We start from the raw sequence: 19,753 nt of genomic DNA on the forward strand, positions 1-19,753 counted from the left end.
GCGGGGAGGATGCCGCAGTGTATTAAACCATTTGTCGCGCGTTATTAGTCGGTTTTATCGTATCAAGAGCCGATTATACAACATGAATGATAGCTAACTGAGGAGCCCAGATGGCCTATTCATATACTGAGAAAAAGCGGATCCGTAAGGATTTCGGTCTAAACAAACGAGTTTTAGACGTCCCGTATTTATTAGCAATTCAATTAGATTCATATCGTTCGTTTTTAAACACGGAAGATATTATCGATTCTGGTTTAGAGAAAGCCTTTAAATCAGTTTTTCCTATTACAAGTTATTCTGGTTCAGCAGCACTTGAGTACATGAGTTACTCGTTAGGCGAGCCAGTATTTGACGTCAAAGAATGTCAAATCCGAAGTGTGACTTACTCCGCGGCACTTCGCGTGAAAATCCGCTTAGTTATTTACGATAAAGAAAGCAAAAACAAGACTGTTAAAGAAGTTCGTGAACAAGAAGTATACATGGGCGAAATGCCGCTTATGACCGATAACGGGACTTTTGTTATTAACGGTACCGAGCGAGTCATTGTTTCTCAGTTGCACCGTTCACCGGGCGTATTCTTCGATTCAGATAAAGGAAAAACTCACTCTTCAGGTAAGTTACTTTATAACGCGCGTGTTATTCCTTATCGTGGTTCTTGGTTGGACTTTGAGTTCGATCCTAAAGACTGCTTATTCGTTCGTATCGACCGTCGTCGTAAATTACCGGCGACAATTTTGTTGAGAGCACTTGAGTATTCAACGCCAGAAATGCTCGAAATGTTTTACGACAATGACAAAGTTCAAATTGATAAAGACGGTGTATTTACGCTTGAATTAATTCCTGAGCGTCTTCGAGGCGAAATCGCGACCTTTGATATCAAAGGTAAGCGCGGTAAAGTCGTTGTTGAAGAAGGCAGACGAATTACTGTTCGCCATATCAAAGAGTTGGAAAAACTCGGAATCGACAAGATTGAAATCCCAACTGATTACTTAATTGGTAAAGCGGTTGCTAAGGATATTATTGATCAAGAAACGGGTGAAGTTTTAGTAGAAGCTAATGCAGAAGTTACTGAAGAGCTAATTGCTAAATTACAAGAAGCAGAAATCAAAGAATTTGAAACGCTTTACACCAACGATCTGGATTGTGGCCCTTACATTTCAGACACCTTACGCATCGATCCATCAACCAATGCTTTAGAAGCGTTGATTGAAATTTATCGCATGATGCGTCCTGGTGAGCCACCAACAAAAGATTCTGCTGAAACATTATTCGAGAACTTATTCTTCACCGCAGATCGCTATGATCTCTCTCGTGTTGGTCGAATGAAGTTTAATCGTCGCGTTGGTCGCGACTCAGACGAAGGCGAAGGTACTTTATCGAAGCAAGACATTATCGATGTTGTTAACACGTTACTCGATATTCGTAATGGTAAAGGTGAAGTGGATGATATCGATCATCTCGGTAATCGTCGTATTCGAAGCGTTGGTGAAATGGCCGAAAACCAATTCCGTGTTGGTTTGGTTCGTGTTGAGCGCGCAGTAAAAGAGCGTTTGAGCATGGCTGAAGCCGACAATCTAATGCCACAAGATTTAATCAATGCGAAACCTGTATCGGCTGCAATCAAAGAGTTCTTTGGTTCGTCTCAATTATCGCAATTCATGGATCAAAACAATCCACTATCAGAGATTACCCACAAGCGCCGTGTTTCGGCATTAGGGCCTGGTGGTTTAACGCGTGAAAGAGCGGGCTTTGAGGTTCGTGACGTGCACCCAACTCACTACGGTCGGGTCTGTCCTATCGAGACACCTGAGGGACCAAACATCGGTTTGATTAACTCGTTGTCTTGCTATGCGCGCACCAACGACTATGGTTTTTTGGAAACGCCTTATCGCCGTGTTGAAAATGGTAAAGCGACTGAACAGATTGATTACTTGTCTGCGATCGACGAAGGCAAATATTACATTGCACAAGCTAACGTGGTGTTAGATGACAAAGGTCAAATGGTTGAAGACCTAGTCTCATGTCGATTCCAAGGCGAATTTATGCTAACACCTGCTGACAATGTTCAGTATATGGATGTATCGCCTCAGCAGATCGTATCGGTTGCTGCATCGATGATTCCTTTCCTAGAGCACGATGATGCGAACCGTGCATTGATGGGATCAAACATGCAACGTCAAGCGGTACCGACTTTAAGAGCTGATAAGCCATTAGTGGGTACTGGTATGGAGCGAACCGTTGCGGTTGACTCTGGGGTAACGGTTGCGGCCAAACGTGGCGGTATTATCGAAGATGTTGACGCTGGTCGTATCGTTGTTCGTGTTAATGATAACGAAACTAAAACTGGTGAAGCAGGTGTCGATATTTACAACCTAACCAAGTACACCCGTTCAAACCAAAATACTTGTATTAACCAACGTCCTATCGTCAGCGTTGGCGATAAGATCGGTCGTGGTGATGTATTGGCTGATGGTCCTTCAACAGACCTAGGTGAACTAGCACTAGGCCAAAACATGAAAATAGCTTTCATGCCTTGGAACGGATACAACTTTGAGGATTCAATCTTAATTTCTGAGAATGTGGTTAAAGAAGATCGATTTACTTCGATTCACATTCAAGAGTTAACTTGTATTGCTCGTGACACTAAGTTAGGTGCTGAAGAAATTACTGCTGATATCCCTAACGTTGGTGAAAGCGCCCTCGCTAAACTTGATGAGTCTGGCATTGTTTATGTTGGAGCTGAAGTTAAAGCAGGCGACATCCTAGTTGGTAAAGTAACGCCAAAAGGTGAGACTCAGTTGACGCCAGAAGAAAAACTTCTGCGTGCGATTTTCGGTGAAAAAGCATCGGATGTTAAAGATACATCACTCCGTGTTTCTTCTGGTACTGTTGGTACCGTTATCGACGTTCAAGTCTTTACTCGAGATGGTGTTGATAAAGACGCGCGTGCTTTGGATATTGAAGCCAGTGAAATTGCCCGCGTTAAGAAAGACCTTAACGACGAGCTTTCAATTCTTAAAGGTAATATCTACGGCCGTGCATTCAAAATCTTGAATGGCGCAGTTGCAGAGAAAGGTCCTAACAAATTGAAGAAAGGGACTACCTTAACAGAAGAATACCTGCAAGAAATTGGTAGCGACCAATGGCTTGACGTTCAATTAAGAGACGAAGCATTGCAAACGCAAATTGAAGCGTTAGCCACCAATCTTGAAGAACAGAAAAAAGAATACGACAAGCAGTTAGAAATTAAACGCATTAAGATTACTCAAGGTGATGATTTAGCGCCTGGCGTTCTTAAAGTAGTTAAAGTTTATATGGCTGTTAAGCGTCGTATTCAACCTGGCGATAAAATGGCAGGTCGACACGGAAACAAAGGTGTTATCTCAAACATCGTTCCAGTGGAAGATATGCCTTACCTAGCTAATGGTGAGCCAGTTGATATCGTTCTTAACCCACTGGGTGTACCTTCTCGTATGAACATCGGTCAGATCCTTGAGACTCACTTGGGTTGGGCGGCTAAAGGATTAGGTCGTAAGATCGATGATATGCTCGAAGAACAAGCAGAAGTTGCTAAACATCGTGAGTTCTTAGAAAAAGTTTATAACCATCGTGATGAACCAACCGTTGACTTAGGTTCATTAAGCGATACAGAGGTAATGAACTTAGCTAACAATCTGCGCAAAGGGGTTCCAATGGGTACACCAGTATTTGATGGTGCACAGGAATCTGAAATTAAGCATTTACTTGAATTAGCTGATGAAAATGCTTCTGGTCAATCTTGGTTGTTCGACGGTCGTACCGGTGAGCGATTCGAGCGTCCAGTAACAGTTGGCTACATGTACATGCTGAAATTGAACCACTTGGTTGACGACAAAATGCATGCGCGTTCAACCGGTTCATACAGCTTGGTTACTCAACAGCCGTTGGGTGGTAAGGCACAATTCGGTGGCCAGCGCTTCGGGGAGATGGAAGTCTGGGCATTGGAAGCATACGGCGCGACTTATACGCTGCAAGAAATGCTGACAGTTAAGTCGGATGACGTTAATGGTCGTACCCGTATGTACAAAAACATCGTTGACGGTGATCACCGCATGGATCCAGGTATGCCTGAGTCCTTTAATGTATTGGTTAAGGAAATTCGCTCACTCGGTATTAATATCGAGTTGGAGTTGGAAGACTAACCAAAAGATTGCGGAATGGCTTGCGCCACAATTAAGGCGCAAGCAATTAACCATCAGTTTTAATTAACTCCGGGAGGAGAAAAAGTTGAAAGATTTATTAAACTTTATTAAACAGCAAAATCAAACTGAAGAATTCGACACGATTCGAATTGGGTTAGCGTCACCTGAGATGATCCGTTCTTGGTCTTTTGGTGAGGTTAAAAAACCTGAAACCATTAACTATCGTACTTTCAAACCTGAAAGAGACGGTTTATTTTGCGCGAAAATTTTTGGCCCTGTTAAAGACTACGAATGTCTTTGTGGTAAATATAAGCGTCTTAAGCACCGCGGTGTTATTTGTGAAAAGTGTGGTGTAGAAGTTGCGCTAGCGAAAGTTAGACGTGAACGTATGGGTCACATTGACCTCGCATGTCCGGTCGCACATATTTGGTTCTTAAAATCATTACCATCCCGTATTGGTTTGTTAATGGATATGACGCTTCGTGATATTGAACGAGTGCTTTACTTTGAAGCGTTTGTGGTCACTGAACCAGGAATGACAACCTTAGAGCGTGGTCAGCTGTTAAGTGAAGAATCATACCTAGATGCGTTAGAAGAATTTGGTGATGAATTTGAAGCAAAAATGGGTGCTGAAGCGGTTCAAACTTTGTTGACTCATATCGACATTGAAGAAGAAGCGCGCAATATTCGTGATGAAATCCCGAATACAAATTCAGAAACGAAATTAAAGAAATTTGCTAAGCGTCTTAAATTGTTAGAGTCATTCATTGAGTCGGGCAACAAGCCTGAGTGGATGATCATGACTGTATTACCTGTACTTCCACCGGACTTACGTCCTTTAGTTCCTTTGGATGGTGGCCGCTTTGCAACGTCTGATCTTAACGATTTATATCGTCGCGTTATCAATCGTAATAATCGTTTAAAACGTCTATTAGATTTGAATGCGCCAGACATTATTGTTCGCAACGAAAAACGTATGCTTCAGGAAGCGGTTGATGCGTTACTGGATAACGGTCGACGTGGTCGAGCAATCACTGGTTCAAACAAGCGTCCTCTGAAATCACTTGCTGATATGATCAAAGGTAAGCAAGGTCGTTTCCGTCAAAACCTTTTAGGTAAGCGTGTTGACTACTCTGGTCGTTCGGTTATCGTTGTTGGTCCAACCCTTCGTCTACATCAATGTGGTCTTCCGAAGAAGATGGCATTAGAATTATTTAAGCCATTTATCTTTGGTAAATTAGAGCTTCGTGGCTTGGCAACAACGATTAAAGCAGCGAAGAAAATGGTTGAGCGCGAAGAGCCGGTGGTTTGGGATATCTTAGAAGAAGTTATCCGCGAACATCCGGTATTACTTAACCGCGCACCAACGCTTCACAGATTGGGTATCCAAGCGTTCGAGCCAGTACTCATCGAAGGTAAAGCGATTCAATTACACCCATTGGTCTGTGTTGCGTACAACGCGGATTTCGATGGTGACCAAATGGCGGTCCACGTTCCGTTGACTATCGAAGCGCAGCTTGAGTCTCGCGCATTGATGATGGCGACAAATAATGTTTTGTCTCCAGCAAACGGTGAGCCGATCATTGTTCCAACGCAAGACGTTGTACTCGGTCTTTACTACTTAACGCGTGAGAAAGTGAATGATATGGGTGAAGGCATGGTGTTTGCTGACACTGCTGAAGCGCTTCGTGCGTATCGCAATGGCGATGCGGCACTTCACGCAAAAGTTAAAGTTCGTATGACGCAAACTCATATTGATGATGATGGCAATCGAACTGAAGAAACTTCATTGATTGATACCACCATTGGTCGTTCATTGTTGTTCGAAATCGTACCAAAAGGTTTACCTTTCGAGTTGGTCAATCAAAAGATGACTAAAAAGGCAATTTCAAATTTAGTTAACCAAGCGTATCGTCGTCTTGGTTTGAAAGAAACCGTTATTTTTGCTGACCAATTAATGTACACCGGCTTCAACTACGCAACACTTTCTGGTGCGTCGGTTGGAATCGATGACATGGTAATTCCAGACGAAAAGAAAACAATCCTTGATTCTGCTGAACAAGAAGTCCGTGAAATCGAAGAGCAGTTTGCTTCTGGTCTTGTAACGCATGGTGAGCGTTATAACAAAGTTGTTGATATTTGGTCGCACACCAACGAGCAAGTTGCGAAAGCGATGATGGACAACTTAAGTTTTGAAGATGTTGTCGACGCTGAAGGCGAGAATGTGAAGCAAGAATCGTTTAACTCGATTTACATGATGGCCGACTCGGGTGCTCGTGGTAGTGCCGCTCAGATTCGTCAGCTGGCTGGGATGCGTGGTCTGATGGCTAAACCAGATGGCTCGATTATTGAAAGTCCAATCAAGGCGAACTTCCGTGAAGGATTGACCGTACTTGAATACTTCATCTCGACTCACGGTGCACGTAAAGGTTTGGCCGATACAGCATTGAAAACAGCAAACTCTGGTTACTTGACGCGTCGTCTCGTCGATGTTGCACAAGATTTGGTTATTACGACTGAAGATTGTGGCACCGAGAAAGGTCTTGTCATGACGCCATTAATCGAAGGCGGTGATGTTGTTGAGCCACTTCGTGAGCGTGTACTCGGCCGTGTTAACGCTGAGCATATTTACAAGCCTGGTACTGACGAAGTCATTTGTGAAGCGGGAACTTTGCTTGACGAAGAATGGGTTGAAACATTAGAAGCCAACTCAGTTGACCAAGTTGTGGTTCGCTCGGTAATTACTTGTGAAACGCGCCGCGGTGTTTGTGCCCAATGTTATGGTCGCGACCTGGCCCGTGGTCACCGAATTAATATTGGTGAAGCTGTTGGTGTAATCGCTGCACAATCAATTGGTGAGCCGGGTACACAGTTAACCATGCGTACCTTCCACATCGGTGGTGCGGCATCTCGTCAATCAGCCGAGAATAATGTACAAATCAAAAACGATGGTACTTTGAAGTTACACAACATCAAGTCAGTAGAACGTGATGATGGCAAGTTGGTCGTAGTATCTCGTTCAACAGAATTGACGCTGTTAGACGAGTTCGGTCGTGAGCGTGAGCGTTATAAAGTTCCTTATGGTTCGGTACTTGAAAAGAAAGACGGTGACAAAGTTGATGGCGGCGAAATCGTTGCTAACTGGGACCCGCATACTCACCCAATCATTACTGAAATCGCCGGTAAGATTCAACTTCAAGACGTCGTTGAAGGGGTCAACATGACTCGCCAAACGGATGAGTTGACTGGGTTGAGTTCATTGGTCATTACTGAATCCAAGCGTTCAGGTACCAAGGCTAATGAAATGCGTCCGATGATTAAGCTCTTTGATAAGAAAGGTAAAGAGCTAATGATTCCAGGAACTAGTATGCCCGCGCAGTACGTGTTACCGGTTAATGCGATTGTGAGCATTGAAGATGGTTCGGAAGTTGGTGTTGGTACTGCGATTGCTCGTATCCCACAAGAAGGTTCGAAAACGGGTGATATCACCGGTGGTCTACCGCGTGTTGCTGACCTTTTTGAAGCTCGTAAGCCAAAAGAGCCTGCTATCCTGGCTGAAATCTCAGGTACGGTTAGCTTTGGTAAAGAAACCAAAGGCAAGCGCCGTCTTGTGATTACCCCGCAAGAAGGTGATGCGTACGAAGAACTTATCCACAAATGGCGTCACTTCAACGTGTTTGAAGGTGAGCGTGTGGAAAAAGGTGAGGTTGTTTCTGATGGTGCGGATAATCCACATGACATTTTACGTCTTAAAGGGATCAGCGCACTAGCGAATTATATTACCAATGAAGTTCAAGACGTTTACCGCTTACAAGGTGTAAAAATTAACGATAAGCACATTGAGTCGATTGTTCGTCAGATGCTGCGTAAAGTTAACATCACTAACCCTGGTGACTCGATGTTACTTAAGGGTGAGCAGATGGAATACACCCGCGTACTGGACGTGAACGATAAGCTGATCGCTGAAGGTAAAGATCCGGTTCAATTTGAACGAGTATTAATGGGCATTACTAAAGCGTCATTGGCGACTGAATCGTTCGTTTCGGCAGCCTCTTTCCAAGAAACCACTCGTGTTCTTACGGAAGCAGCTGTAAGCGGTAAGAAAGACCAATTGAGCGGTCTCAAAGAGAACGTTATCGTTGGTCGTTTGATTCCTGCTGGAACTGGCTTAACTTACCACGAAGAGCGTCGCAAGCGCTTGGCAGGCGAGCTAGAGTTCGAGATGGAAGAAACTGTATCTGCTGAAGAAGCTGAAAAGGCGCTTAGCGATGCATTAAGCTCAACGGGCCTAGAAGGCGACGAAGCTTAAGATTGATGCCCGTTATTGACGAAATAATGGGTATTTTAAAGATTTGACCACTGATCAACTTTTAAACAAAGTTGCGGTGGTCATCTTGACATCCTGGGCGGTGGCAATTACAATGCCGCACCCTGAATTATGGGCCGGATGCTTTGCCTATAGTCCAGGATTATATTTTGTGAAAAAAGCTGGAGTTATTGTAAACAATGTCAACTATTAATCAGTTGGTACGCAAGCCGCGTAAAAAAGTGGTCCAAAAGAGTAACGTACCTGCGCTAGAAGCGAATCCGCAAAAGCGTGGTGTTTGTACTCGTGTTTACACTACCACTCCTAAAAAGCCTAACTCAGCACTACGTAAAGTTGCTCGTGTTCGTTTAACAAACGGTTTCGAAGTAACTTCTTACATCGGTGGTGAGGGTCATAACCTACAAGAGCATAGCGTTGTAATGATCCGTGGTGGTCGTGTTAAAGACTTACCTGGTGTTCGTTATCACTGTGTTCGTGGTAACCTTGACTTGGCTGGAGTGAAAGATCGTAAGCAAGGCCGCTCAAAGTACGGTGCGAAGCGACCAAAATAAGTTTTAACTTATTTATGTAAGACGAATTGGCTAACAGTCGTTACTCAATTCACAAGACATTTAGCAAAACCACAGTTTTATCCCAAGCCTGCAAGGGGTTTGGGTTAAATACTGAGCTAAATGTTAACAGACATCCCATAGTGATGTGAGTAAGGTCCGGGCTCATAGTCCTGGATTAACCTGAAGAAACACATAGGAAAATATATTATGCCTAGAAGACGCGTAGTCGCCAAACGTGAGATCTTGCCAGATCCTAAGTTTGGAAGTGAGCTATTAGCTAAATTCATCAACGTTTTAATGGTTGATGGTAAGAAATCTGTCGCTGAGCGTATCGTATACAGCGCGCTAGATATCATTAAAGAAAAGAAAAACGCAGAAGATGCGTTAGAAGTTTTCGAACAAGGTCTAGACAAAATCAAGCCTTTGGTTGAAGTAAAATCACGCCGTGTTGGTGGTTCTACTTACCAAGTTCCTGTTGAAGTTCGTCCTTCTCGTCAAACAGCATTAGCAATGCGCTGGTTGGTAGAAGGTTCACGTAAGCGTGGCGAAAAGTCTATGGACGCTCGTCTAGCGGGTGAAATCCTTGATGCAATTGAAAATCGTGGTTCTTGTGTTAAGAAGCGTGAAGATGTGCATCGTATGGCTGAAGCGAACAAAGCATTTGCTCACTACCGTTGGTAAGCGTTTATCGCTTATTTGGCGTTTAGTTATTGTTTGTTTAGCAAAGTTATACAAGCGAACTCAAACTATAGAGACAACTTCTATAACGAGTATTTAGAGGGATTGTGAATGGCACGTACTACTCCAATTAATCTTTATCGCAATATCGGAATTGTTGCGCACGTAGACGCGGGTAAAACCACGACTACTGAGCGTGTACTGTTTTATACTGGATTGTCGCATAAGATTGGTGAAGTTCATGATGGCGCAGCTACTATGGACTGGATGGAGCAAGAACAAGAGCGCGGCATTACAATCACCTCGGCTGCAACCACGACTTTTTGGCGTGGTATGCAAGGTCAGTATGAAAACCACCGCATTAATATCATTGACACGCCTGGACACGTTGACTTCACGATTGAAGTAGAGCGTTCACTGCGGGTGTTAGATGGTGCGGTGGTGGTTTTTTGTGGTTCATCTGGTGTTGAGCCGCAATCAGAAACCGTTTGGCGACAAGCTAATAAGTATCAAGTTCCGCGTATGGTATTTGTCAATAAGATGGACCGTGCAGGCGCTGATTTCTTGCGTGTTGTTGACCAGATAGAAAATCGGTTAGGTTCTAACCCTGTTCCGATTCAGTTACCGATTGGTGCTGAAGAAGAGTTTAAAGGGGTTATTGATCTAATTAAAATGAAAGCCATTTACTGGAACGAAGCCGACCGCGGTATGACGTTCGAGTACGCCGACATTCCTGCAGAGATGCAAGCAGAATGTGAAGAATGGCGAGAAAAGATGGTTGAAGCAGCTGCTGAAGCTAGTGAAGATTTAATGGACAAGTACCTCGAAGAAGGAGACTTGTCTGAAGAAGACATCAAGACGGGGTTGCGAACTCGCACTTTATCAAATGAAATTGTTGTTGCAACTTGTGGCAGTGCTTTCAAAAATAAAGGTGTTCAAGCCGTTCTTGATGCAGTAATTGAGTTTATGCCAGCACCGGTGGATATCCCACCCATTAAAGGTCACTTGATTGATAGTGAAGAGGAAGAGGAACGTCCACCTAAAGATGATGGGCCCTTCGCAGCACTCGCTTTCAAAATTGCTACTGATCCGTTTGTTGGTACGCTAACTTTCTTTCGAGTGTATTCGGGCGTTTTGAAAACGGGTGACCAGATTTTCAATTCAGTTAAAGGGAAAAAAGAGCGAGTTGGACGAATCGTCCAAATGCACTCCAACTCCCGAGAAGAAGTCAAAGAAGTCTACGCTGGTGACATTGCTGCGGCAATTGGTCTTAAGGACGTTACCACTGGCGATACCTTTTGCGATATGCAAAAGAAAATAGTGCTTGAAAGAATGGAGTTTCCTGAGCCAGTTATTTCGGTAGCGGTTGAGCCAAGAACAAAACCTGATCAGGAAAAAATGGGTATAGCTTTGAGCAAATTAGCTCAAGAAGATCCATCATTCCGCGTTGAGACTGACGAAGAGTCGGGACAAACGATCATTTCTGGAATGGGTGAATTACACCTCGATATAATCGTTGATCGAATGAAGCGTGAATTTAAAGTTGACGCGAATATTGGTAAACCGCAAGTCGCTTATCGAGAAACCATTCGTAAGTCAGTTGAAGCTGAAGGAAAATTCGTTCGTCAATCCGGCGGTAAAGGACAGTATGGCCACGTTTGGCTTAAGATTGAACCGAAAGAGTCAGGGGAAGGTTACGAGTTCGTTAACGAAATTGTTGGCGGTGCAGTACCAAGGGAATATATTCCCGCTGTTGATAAAGGTTGTCAGGAGCAAATGAACCAAGGCGTTTTCTCTGGCTATCCAATGGTGGATGTTAAGGTCACTTTGTATGACGGTTCATACCACGATGTCGATTCCAGTGAAATGGCATTTAAAATCGCTGGCTCCATGGGCTTCAGACAAGGCGCAATGGAAGCAAACCCGGTATTACTTGAACCGATTATGGCGGTTGAAGTCGTGACTCCTGAAGATTATATGGGCGATGTGATGGGCGATTTAAATCGACGTCGCGGAACCGTCCAAGGTATGGATGATAATCCGTCAGGCAAAATTATTCGGGCAGAAGTGCCTCTTGGTGAAATGTTTGGATATGCCACAGATCTGCGATCAGCAACTCAAGGTCGCGCAAGTTACTCAATGGAATTTGCAAAGTATGCAGAAGCGCCTGCGAGCGTCTCTGATGCGATGAGTTATTAATTCATTAAAAATATTTTTAATACTTTAAATAAAACTTTTAATTTAACAATTAAATCAACGAGGAAAAGGTAATGTCAAAAGAAAAGTTTGAACGAACCAAACCCCATGTCAACGTTGGTACAATCGGCCACGTAGACCATGGTAAAACTACTTTAACAGCTGCAATGTGCACAGTATTGTCAGCGGCTTTCGGTGGTGAGCAAAAAGCATTCGACGAAATCGATAATGCGCCAGAAGAGAAAGAGCGTGGTATCACAATCGCGACGTCACACGTAGAGTACGAAACAGAAGGTCGTCACTACGCGCACGTAGACTGCCCAGGACATGCTGACTATGTTAAAAACATGATCACCGGTGCGGCTCAAATGGACGGTGCGATTCTAGTTTGTTCAGCAGCAGATGGCCCAATGCCACAAACGCGTGAGCATATCCTTTTATCACGTCAGGTAGGTGTACCTAAGATTCTTGTTTTCTTGAACAAGTGTGACATGGTTGATGACGAAGAGTTATTAGAGCTAGTAGAAATGGAAGTTCGTGAGCTATTAGACGCATACGAATTCCCAGGTGACGACACGCCAATCATCAAAGGTTCAGCTTTGAAAGCACTAGAAGGCGACGAAGGTCCTCTCGGTAAAGAAGCAATCTTAGAATTAGCGAAAGCACTTGATTCATACATCCCAGAGCCAGAGCGTGACATCGATAAAGATTTCATCATGCCGATTGAAGATGTATTCTCAATCTCAGGTCGTGGTACTGTTGTAACAGGCCGTATCGAGAAAGGTATCATCAACGTTGGTGAAGAAATCGAAATCGTTGGTATCAAAGAAACGACTAAGACGACTGTAACCGGTGTAGAAATGTTCCGTAAGCTTCTTGACGAAGGTCGTGCGGGTGACAACGTTGGTATCCTTTTACGTGGTACTAAGCGTGACGAAGTAGAGCGTGGTCAAGTATTGGCTAAGCCTGGTTCAATCACTCCACACACTAAGTTTGAGTCAGAAGTTTACATCTTGAGCAAAGACGAAGGTGGCCGTCATACGCCATTCTTCAAAGGTTACCGTCCACAGTTCTACTTCCGTACAACTGACGTAACTGGTGCTTGTGAGCTTCCAGAAGGCGTAGAAATGGTAATGCCAGGTGACAACATCAAAATGGTTATCGAACTAATCGCTCCTATCGCGATGGACGAAGGTTTACGCTTCGCTATCCGTGAAGGTGGTCGTACAGTTGGTGCTGGTGTTGTTGCTAAGATCCTTGCTTAATTGATTTAATCAGTTAGTCAGGTCTGACACCTAATAAGAAAGGCGCTCTTTGAGCGCCTTTTTTTGTGCGTGATGATTTAGTCTTAACTTAGTTTTAATACCACGCCAGTTTTAATCGTCCTTTATTTTCTATACCAATTGAAAGTGTGGCGCATGTAGTCGGTTCTCTCTTCAGCTTACACTTTTCTAAAGGTCAGGTTAAACTAACCGACTAGCTAATGTCCTAGTTTTACATAGCTATCGGTTAACTGGCTAAAATGGAGAGAAAAATGTTCTTAAAACGTCATGCACTATGGGTTGTATTTGCGCTATTTTTTGCCACCGCTGTTTACACTCATAGTGGTGAAAAACTCTTACTAAGTGATAGTCAGTTACCCCTGGGGAAACCGCTTATTTGGTTAGTTTTTTTGGGGTTCGTTACCTATTCGTACTATTGCAGTATGCGTGAAAACCTGTTCAAAACTATTGGTAAGATGTCAAAACTTCATTGGGGTAAACAAATCGGAATTGACCTGTATCTTGGCTTATTTATTAGTGTATTTATTATTTACTTAAATGAAGGATCAATACTGGTAACCTTGTTATGGCTTGGCCCAATTGTGATATTTGGGAATTTGGCGACTTTGTTATATCTCGCGCTGAACTACGACGCTTTAATTGCTCACTTTCTTTAAAATGACTCACTTTGCTGAATGATAATGCTTAGTTGGCGAATAAATCTTATATCTCACGGGAATATTTACTTTAAATGAGCAAAACAGTGAAATTGTCCAAAATTTGATAGTTAATGGCGGAATATTGCTAATTTATTGAATCCTTTATTGATAATATTGCTGCGTGATATCGTAGTGGATTGATTAAAAAACGCTGTTATATCACGTTTAATAGAGCATTAGTAATTTTAAAAAATAAGGGAAGATAATGAAGAAAGTTGTTTTTATTTTAGGGTTTGTTTTAAGTGGCTGTAGCTTTAATAAATACGTTATTCAAGACAATGCGAATATTCCTCCTCTCAGCACCAATCAAGGCTATATGGGCGTCACGGTTAACACTATCGAAAAAGTATCCTCAATTCGTTTTGTAAATCAGCAAACGGGTGAAAATTTCTTTATTGGCCCAATCGACAAAGGGATTAAACAATACACTATGGCGGTTGAAGCTGGGGACTACTGCATTACTCAGATGCAGGCCTACCAGTATAACTTTAACTTCAAGAATAATGGTTTTTGCGTCTATGTCGAAGAAGGTGAATTAAATTACATTGGCGAGCTTTTTGTTCGTTGGCCTCAGTCTCATTTACAGCAACGATTTGAGCGATACACTGCCTTGTTGAAGCAAGATTTACCAGCTTTATGTCGTGAGCAAATTGGCGAGGGATGTTGACAGTGAAATTAGGAATTGTATGTCTTTTGGCATTGTTTGTTTCAGTCTCTCAAGCCGAAGCTAGTAACGAAGAGAGCTCCGAACCTAAGTGCGAATCTTCCGGCGAATTTGTGAGTTACAAGGCAGGGGTTTATGCTGAAAAAAGCAATAAAAAGGCTCATGCGTTTAACTTGTACTGTAATGTTGCTTACAAAGGCGATTATCGGGCACAGTTTAAACTTGCACGATTATATTTACATGGCATAGATGGCTATCTGAGTTCAAATAAAGTTGTTGCAGGCGTATGGGCTCGAATCTCGAATTCAGTGGCACGAAGTGTAAAACGCAAGAATTTGATTAATCAAATTGAAAGCGAATTATCTAAAGATGAATTAGCGGAATTAAATTCTATTTATACGACTGCTAGAGCGCTTATCCCAAGTGGTAATCGAATCGATCATCAATACATCAAGGAAGATTTGAGTAAGTATTTGAAAGATGAAAAACGAGTTTACACAGGCTCAAGAATAAAGCGAAAAAAGGATAACGCGCCTAATAACTTAGATACTTTTGACTTTAATTAAGAGAAAGTATTTGAATTTTGTTTTTTGCTGGATAGCCTTTAGTCGTAACCGACTCTAGGCTTAAACTCCATCAGTATGGATATAAGCTCAAGCTATTATATTGGTTTGGTTACAAGGCTTTAATTAGCGTTTAAAGAGTATAGTTGGCTTGGATTTTAAGTTGGGGTTTCAGGTTATAGCAATGTAATCAATTGACAAGTATAAAAATTGAGTACCTAATGGGTATCAAAAGTGATCCGGAAGTTGATAAAGCGGTAGAGAAATTTACTGTTGAGCTATTAAATATTTTGCTTGCAAAAGATATCTCTCTTTTAGACAAGCGCCAGATTACTTTTGTCCATTTATCTGAAAATAAGATGTAAGCATTTCATGTGATTGGGTTTTATGTATTTTGATTCTCGTTATCAGTTCAATATAACAATGAAATTTATTTATCTAGTTATTTTATCCTTAACTCTAGTTGGATGCGTGAGTAAAGTCAGGAACGAGAGCACGAGCTTAGCTGACGAGCAGCAAAAACATGCAATGTTTTATATTAATGAATTGAAAAGTTGCCCGTTAAAATTTCAGCGAGGTGTGTTTCTAGATGGCGGAACTATAGCGGTAAGGGTTCACTATTCTACTTCTGATATTCGATATTTTGGAATTGAGAACTCACTACCGCTTGAGGTTAATAATTCTTCGAATTCCTTGACTGATGAGGATTATGAATATATTGCTAGTAATAAGGAAATTAATGTTTTCTTAGGTGTATATCCTGGAAGCAAAGGTTACTCACAGGTACTGCCATTTAAAGGAAGTGAGGAACTTGCTTTGCGAACAGTTATCAGTAAATGGTCAGATTGCGAACAACTAGACAATGCGTCTAAACAAGCCATAGAAAAATTTATTAGTGACTTGGATGGTGATAGGACAAGAGGTACAAATTATCTGTTCGACGCACCCAACGAAAAGTTGTTGCTGTGGAGGCAGGATAATTCGAGAAAAGGAATTTTTGGCGAGGATGTCAAAAATGAATATATTACGCTAATGGGCCTTCAGACAGCAGTTGTTGAACTTTCAGATATAACAGCTTGTGACAATGCATTCGACTGTGATCTTAAATGGTATAAATTTACAATAAATGTCAAATATAGTCGGGAAGAAAAGAACTTAAATAAAATAATCTACGCAGTTAGAAAGGACGCTTATAAACCAATTATGAATACTGCTACATTAGGGATTTTTGTATTAAGTGAAATACCAATAGAGTCGCAAAATGAAGCGTTAGGTTCAAAATACTATTTGCATGAAATAGCTTGGCCAAAGAGTATATATTGCTTTAATAGCAGGCTAAGTGATATTGGAATACCCAAATATGACACTATAAGCTATAGAGCTTATGACCACTGGGAAATGCAATGTATTAGTGCTGAGTAGAGAGATAGGCTTTGTATCTGTTGAGTTTTGATAGATCTAGTTAATTACACAACTGTCATTCGAACCATTCTAAAATTATAGAAAAAGCAGTTATCAAATAGTGCAATCGATTAAAATAGTGAACAAGTGAATTGACTCCAATATACAGACAATGGTAATAACATGAATAAAATTTATATTTTAGTTTATCTAGTTTTATTAACTGGCTGTTCTGCAAGTCAAAAGTTACTAGATGAGACTGCAAAAGATAAGACAATACTCATTTCAAAAAGTGCTTTAGAATCATACGAAAAAAAATACATCGAAAAAAGCGAAAATAAAGCATTTGCTCAATCATATACTGGAGCTTGGGCTTGGCGAGCTAACTTTACTTCTATTGAACACGCTGTAAAGGCTGTATACTTAGATTGCCTTAAGAACAGTAATTACAAACCCTGTAAAATTGTAAATATTAATGGTGAATGGACGTCTGGTTTATCTAGTGAAATAGTGGCTAATGTAAACCTTTCAGAAGTTGAGTTAGCTAGGGAGCATTTTAAACGTCAGCCTGAAGAAATAAGAAAAGTATTTGATGAAATAAAGAAAGACATATTCGTCCTATATCTAGAAGAGTTAAAAAGCCATCCTACTGCCAAGGGGAAATTAAACATTAAATTTCTAGTAATGTCCGATGGTACGGTTAAAAATTTAGAGCTTATTAGAAGCGAATTAGGTGTAAGCTCGTTGGAAGAGAAAATCCTTTCGGTAGTGTCAGATTTAGATTTCGGTACATCAGTAATTAACAGTGAAGAGATTACATATACGTTTACCTTTTTTCCTGAGTAAAATCGTAAAGCATTAGAGTTAAGACACGGGAATAAAATGAGAATATTGAAGGTTTTAAGAATAAGGATACAGTTTAGAGGATTCGACTCTGACCCAGGTTTATAATAATAACTATATGAATGCAGAAAAACTAAAACAAAGTATAGGAGCATTTTTCGAGCGAAAATTGTCGTTATTCAATAATGTCGAATTTGAGCTTATTAAAGTGAATGAAGTGAATAGTTATTTCGTTGGGATAGCATTGCTTGATAATCCTGAAGACCCTGTAAATCTTGTGTTTTCGACGCCAATAAATCATCAGCATTTTTATTTTATAATATCTGAAGCGAGCCCTGAAATATTTAAAAGTGAGCTCGCTTTATTACAGCATTATAGTGAGTGCGTGTCTAATCTATGCAAAGATCACTCTATTCCCTCTGATAGTGTGCATTTGAATGAAAGAGGATATGCTGGTTATGTTCTTGTCAGCCCTGCTACTTTTCACGATAGATTAGATGAAGTTATTATTGTAGACGATACTCCTATCGCTGGTATTGGGGTTGGCACAGCGACTCAATTCGACCTTAAGCTCAAAAGAGAACAAGGCACTGATGCATTATATGAAAACTGGAATACGAAGGGTAAGGATTGTCTATCCTTTTAGATATTTTGCGTAAGATTCGCTGAAAAGATGAATGTGCGTCCTACTTCATCACTCACCTGCTACTGAGCAAATAATTTTAGAAAAAGATAAGCGGACGCTGATTTATAAGATTTGATATGCACACAAGCTAATGAGTAAAAAACAAGAAATATATAAGGAAATTTTAGAGCTTTGTTTGCCAGAGTTGAGAAATAGTCTATCGGGTAGCTTCGTTTTCGGAAGAAGAAGAAAGGATGCATTTGAACTGTCGCAATTAGTTCATAACCTATATGTATCAATATTAGAACCGGATTTTGTGGAACATGATCTTTGGTTTTTAAACGTTCAAGCTAAGGAATTTTTCGAATCTTCTCGAAGTTCGGTACTTTATGTACCAATAAATGAGCTCATTAAAGAGTTATTTAAACAAGTACCCGATAACGCTAGAATTAAGTTAGATTGGGACGGTCCGTGACCAGAAAATGCAAGTTGTTAGTAAGGCAGTCTTCATCAGAGTCTGAGTGAAAATATGATGGCGACAGGCTCTGTTCATCACATAGAAGACACTTGGAACTCATTTTAATAAACATAAAAGCAGCCGTTCATTCAAATTAAGGATTGTACAAGAGCTGAAATTAATTCAGAGTTAAGTGAATCAAGGTTATTTCTAGTCTTATGGAAGACATTAAGTACCCAAGCATCGAAGCTGTAGTGAAAATTTTAGAGAAAGTGGGAGTTGGTCCTGCATCTCGTGATCTGAATTGCCAAGACTACGAATACACGACTTGTAGAATGGAAGAGTTGGAGCAGTATTTCCAGAACTATAGTAAGTCTGATACGACGGTTCAGGAAAAACGTGTGCTTGGATGTTATTTTATGGAAGGCTTGAATGACTTCGTATCTGCGCATAATATTAAGCATCCACTTCAAGATCAAATATTAGAAATTCTGCATAAAGACTTAGATATTCACCAAGCAGAATTAGATTACCGGGTAGAGACGGATGATCCGGTAGAAGAACATTGGTGGCCTATTCGTAAGTATGTTTTAAAGTGGCGAATGAATGCAAAAAATGTCAGATAAAGAGTTTTGGAATGAAGTAGATAATTATAAGAAACTAATGGCTCTTACATTTGCACTTTGGATTCCATTTGGAATTACTACTAGTCTAATTTGGGTAAGAGTGTTTGAATTCGAATTTAACTTTATTGTTGGAATGGTAATCTTGCTACTATGGGGATCTATTCAGCTAAAAATAAATCATGATTTTAGAAAGCTAAAGCTCAAATGTCCGAAATGTGATAAGCAAGCATTTAACGATATACCTGTTTTATTTTCAGAGAACTCTTGTGCGAATTGTGGATATAGAAGATAAAATTAGATGTTTTGGCTCTAACCATCACTTTGCGGCCTCTTGATTTTTAGCCATGGAAGAGAATGTCATCAAAAGCTGACACTCAATATGATATTTACTAGAGTTAAGTAATATGCCTGCATATATGTGTAAATGCGGAACAGGAGTATCTGTAGGTGAAGTTCCTTGTGATAAACAATGGAACTTTATTTCTAATGTTCAGTTTGACAAGTATGAAGAGTCAATCGACTCTGAAGAGCTATATTAGGAAATGCAGGAATTTTTTAAATGTCCTTCATGCGGACGCCTTGCGATGTTCTAGGATGGATGGGATAGTGATCCCGTATTTTACTTGGAAGATGGTTAAAGCGATTAACATGTTTAGGCTC

17 protein-coding genes are annotated in these 19,753 nt (G+C 41.1%); all 17 read left to right on the forward strand.

All coding sequences use genetic code 11. The annotated features are described in order from the left end of the window. The first annotated feature begins 110 nt into the window (after nt 1–110). Nucleotides 111–4,181, forward strand: coding sequence for a DNA-directed RNA polymerase subunit beta (gene rpoB, locus FLL45_RS13530; RefSeq protein ID WP_142942588.1), 4,071 nt, complete (start codon nt 111–113; stop codon nt 4,179–4,181). Between the two features lie 85 nt (nt 4,182–4,266). Beyond that, complete coding sequence (rpoC, locus tag FLL45_RS13535) at nt 4,267–8,490, forward strand: DNA-directed RNA polymerase subunit beta' (protein WP_142942589.1); 4,224 nt, start codon at nt 4,267–4,269, stop codon at nt 8,488–8,490. Nucleotides 8,491–8,687: 197 nt separating this feature from the next. Then, nucleotides 8,688–9,059, forward strand: a complete 372-nt coding sequence (rpsL, locus tag FLL45_RS13540; protein ID WP_142942590.1) for a 30S ribosomal protein S12 — start codon at nt 8,688–8,690, stop codon at nt 9,057–9,059. A 207-nt stretch (nt 9,060–9,266) separates the two neighbouring features. Continuing rightward, the gene (gene rpsG / locus FLL45_RS13545) at nt 9,267–9,740 is read left to right on the forward strand and encodes a 30S ribosomal protein S7 (RefSeq protein ID WP_142942591.1); all 474 of its coding nucleotides are present in this window, start codon (nt 9,267–9,269) and stop codon (nt 9,738–9,740) included. A 108-nt stretch (nt 9,741–9,848) separates the two neighbouring features. Continuing rightward, a complete protein-coding gene (gene fusA, locus FLL45_RS13550) occupies nt 9,849–11,936 on the forward strand; it encodes an elongation factor G (RefSeq protein WP_142942592.1) in 2,088 nt (695 codons plus the stop codon). A gap of 71 nt (nt 11,937–12,007) precedes the next feature. Then, entirely contained in the window at nt 12,008–13,198 is a 1,191-nt protein-coding gene (gene tuf / locus FLL45_RS13555; RefSeq protein ID WP_142942581.1) for an elongation factor Tu, read from the forward strand. 269 nt (nt 13,199–13,467) lie between these two features. Continuing rightward, on the forward strand, nt 13,468–13,872 hold the full coding sequence (locus tag FLL45_RS13560; RefSeq protein WP_142942593.1) for a hypothetical protein: 405 nt from the start codon (nt 13,468–13,470) through the stop codon (nt 13,870–13,872). A 247-nt stretch (nt 13,873–14,119) separates the two neighbouring features. After that, entirely contained in the window at nt 14,120–14,581 is a 462-nt protein-coding gene (locus tag FLL45_RS13565) for a hypothetical protein (RefSeq protein ID WP_142942594.1), read from the forward strand. 2 nt (nt 14,582–14,583) lie between these two features. Beyond that, entirely contained in the window at nt 14,584–15,144 is a 561-nt protein-coding gene (locus FLL45_RS13570) for a hypothetical protein (RefSeq protein ID WP_142942595.1), read from the forward strand. 218 nt (nt 15,145–15,362) lie between these two features. Next, nucleotides 15,363–15,506 (forward strand): hypothetical protein, encoded by a 144-nt coding sequence (locus tag FLL45_RS22795; protein WP_185964459.1) that lies wholly within the window; start codon nt 15,363–15,365, stop codon nt 15,504–15,506. Between the two features lie 22 nt (nt 15,507–15,528). Further along, a complete protein-coding gene (locus FLL45_RS13575; RefSeq protein ID WP_185964460.1) occupies nt 15,529–16,563 on the forward strand; it encodes a hypothetical protein in 1,035 nt (344 codons plus the stop codon). A 162-nt stretch (nt 16,564–16,725) separates the two neighbouring features. Then, complete coding sequence (locus FLL45_RS13580; protein ID WP_142942597.1) at nt 16,726–17,388, forward strand: AgmX/PglI C-terminal domain-containing protein; 663 nt, start codon at nt 16,726–16,728, stop codon at nt 17,386–17,388. A 115-nt stretch (nt 17,389–17,503) separates the two neighbouring features. Next, nucleotides 17,504–18,031, forward strand: coding sequence for a hypothetical protein (locus tag FLL45_RS13585; protein WP_142942598.1), 528 nt, complete (start codon nt 17,504–17,506; stop codon nt 18,029–18,031). A gap of 130 nt (nt 18,032–18,161) precedes the next feature. Continuing rightward, complete coding sequence (locus tag FLL45_RS13590; RefSeq protein ID WP_142942599.1) at nt 18,162–18,485, forward strand: zinc ABC transporter substrate-binding protein; 324 nt, start codon at nt 18,162–18,164, stop codon at nt 18,483–18,485. Between the two features lie 254 nt (nt 18,486–18,739). After that, nucleotides 18,740–19,093 carry a hypothetical protein gene (locus FLL45_RS13595; protein ID WP_142942600.1) on the forward strand — a complete coding sequence of 118 codons (354 nt, stop codon included), beginning with the start codon at nt 18,740–18,742 and terminating at the stop codon, nt 19,091–19,093. Beyond that, nucleotides 19,074–19,385 (forward strand): hypothetical protein, encoded by a 312-nt coding sequence (locus tag FLL45_RS13600; protein WP_142942601.1) that lies wholly within the window; start codon nt 19,074–19,076, stop codon nt 19,383–19,385. Before FLL45_RS13595 ends, FLL45_RS13600 begins: the two co-directional genes overlap by 20 nt. A gap of 112 nt (nt 19,386–19,497) precedes the next feature. Beyond that, on the forward strand, nt 19,498–19,632 hold the full coding sequence (locus FLL45_RS23125; protein WP_281282209.1) for a hypothetical protein: 135 nt from the start codon (nt 19,498–19,500) through the stop codon (nt 19,630–19,632). Nucleotides 19,633–19,753 lie beyond the last annotated feature (121 nt).

The sequence above is a fragment of the Aliikangiella marina genome (assembly GCF_007004765.1).
GTDB classification, from domain to species: Bacteria; Pseudomonadota; Gammaproteobacteria; order Enterobacterales; family Kangiellaceae; genus Aliikangiella; species Aliikangiella marina.

Excerpts from the sequence above, each read along its gene's own strand:
- rpoB (WP_142942588.1), top strand. The coding sequence starts at position 111 with ATGGCCTATTCATATACTGAGAAAAAGCGGATCCGTAAGGATTTCGGT.
- rpsL (WP_142942590.1), top strand. The coding sequence starts at position 8,688 with ATGTCAACTATTAATCAGTTGGTACGCAAGCCGCGTAAAAAAGTGGTC.
- rpsG (WP_142942591.1), top strand. The coding sequence starts at position 9,267 with ATGCCTAGAAGACGCGTAGTCGCCAAACGTGAGATCTTGCCAGATCCT.
- fusA (WP_142942592.1), top strand. The coding sequence starts at position 9,849 with ATGGCACGTACTACTCCAATTAATCTTTATCGCAATATCGGAATTGTT.
- tuf (WP_142942581.1), top strand. The coding sequence starts at position 12,008 with ATGTCAAAAGAAAAGTTTGAACGAACCAAACCCCATGTCAACGTTGGT.
- FLL45_RS13560 (WP_142942593.1), top strand. The coding sequence starts at position 13,468 with ATGTTCTTAAAACGTCATGCACTATGGGTTGTATTTGCGCTATTTTTT.
- FLL45_RS13565 (WP_142942594.1), top strand. The coding sequence starts at position 14,120 with ATGAAGAAAGTTGTTTTTATTTTAGGGTTTGTTTTAAGTGGCTGTAGC.
- FLL45_RS22795 (WP_185964459.1), top strand. The coding sequence starts at position 15,363 with ATGGGTATCAAAAGTGATCCGGAAGTTGATAAAGCGGTAGAGAAATTT.
- FLL45_RS13575 (WP_185964460.1), top strand. The coding sequence starts at position 15,529 with ATGTATTTTGATTCTCGTTATCAGTTCAATATAACAATGAAATTTATT.
- FLL45_RS13580 (WP_142942597.1), top strand. The coding sequence starts at position 16,726 with ATGAATAAAATTTATATTTTAGTTTATCTAGTTTTATTAACTGGCTGT.
- FLL45_RS13585 (WP_142942598.1), top strand. The coding sequence starts at position 17,504 with ATGAATGCAGAAAAACTAAAACAAAGTATAGGAGCATTTTTCGAGCGA.
- FLL45_RS13590 (WP_142942599.1), top strand. The coding sequence starts at position 18,162 with ATGAGTAAAAAACAAGAAATATATAAGGAAATTTTAGAGCTTTGTTTG.
- FLL45_RS13600 (WP_142942601.1), top strand. The coding sequence starts at position 19,074 with ATGCAAAAAATGTCAGATAAAGAGTTTTGGAATGAAGTAGATAATTAT.
- FLL45_RS23125 (WP_281282209.1), top strand. The coding sequence starts at position 19,498 with ATGCCTGCATATATGTGTAAATGCGGAACAGGAGTATCTGTAGGTGAA.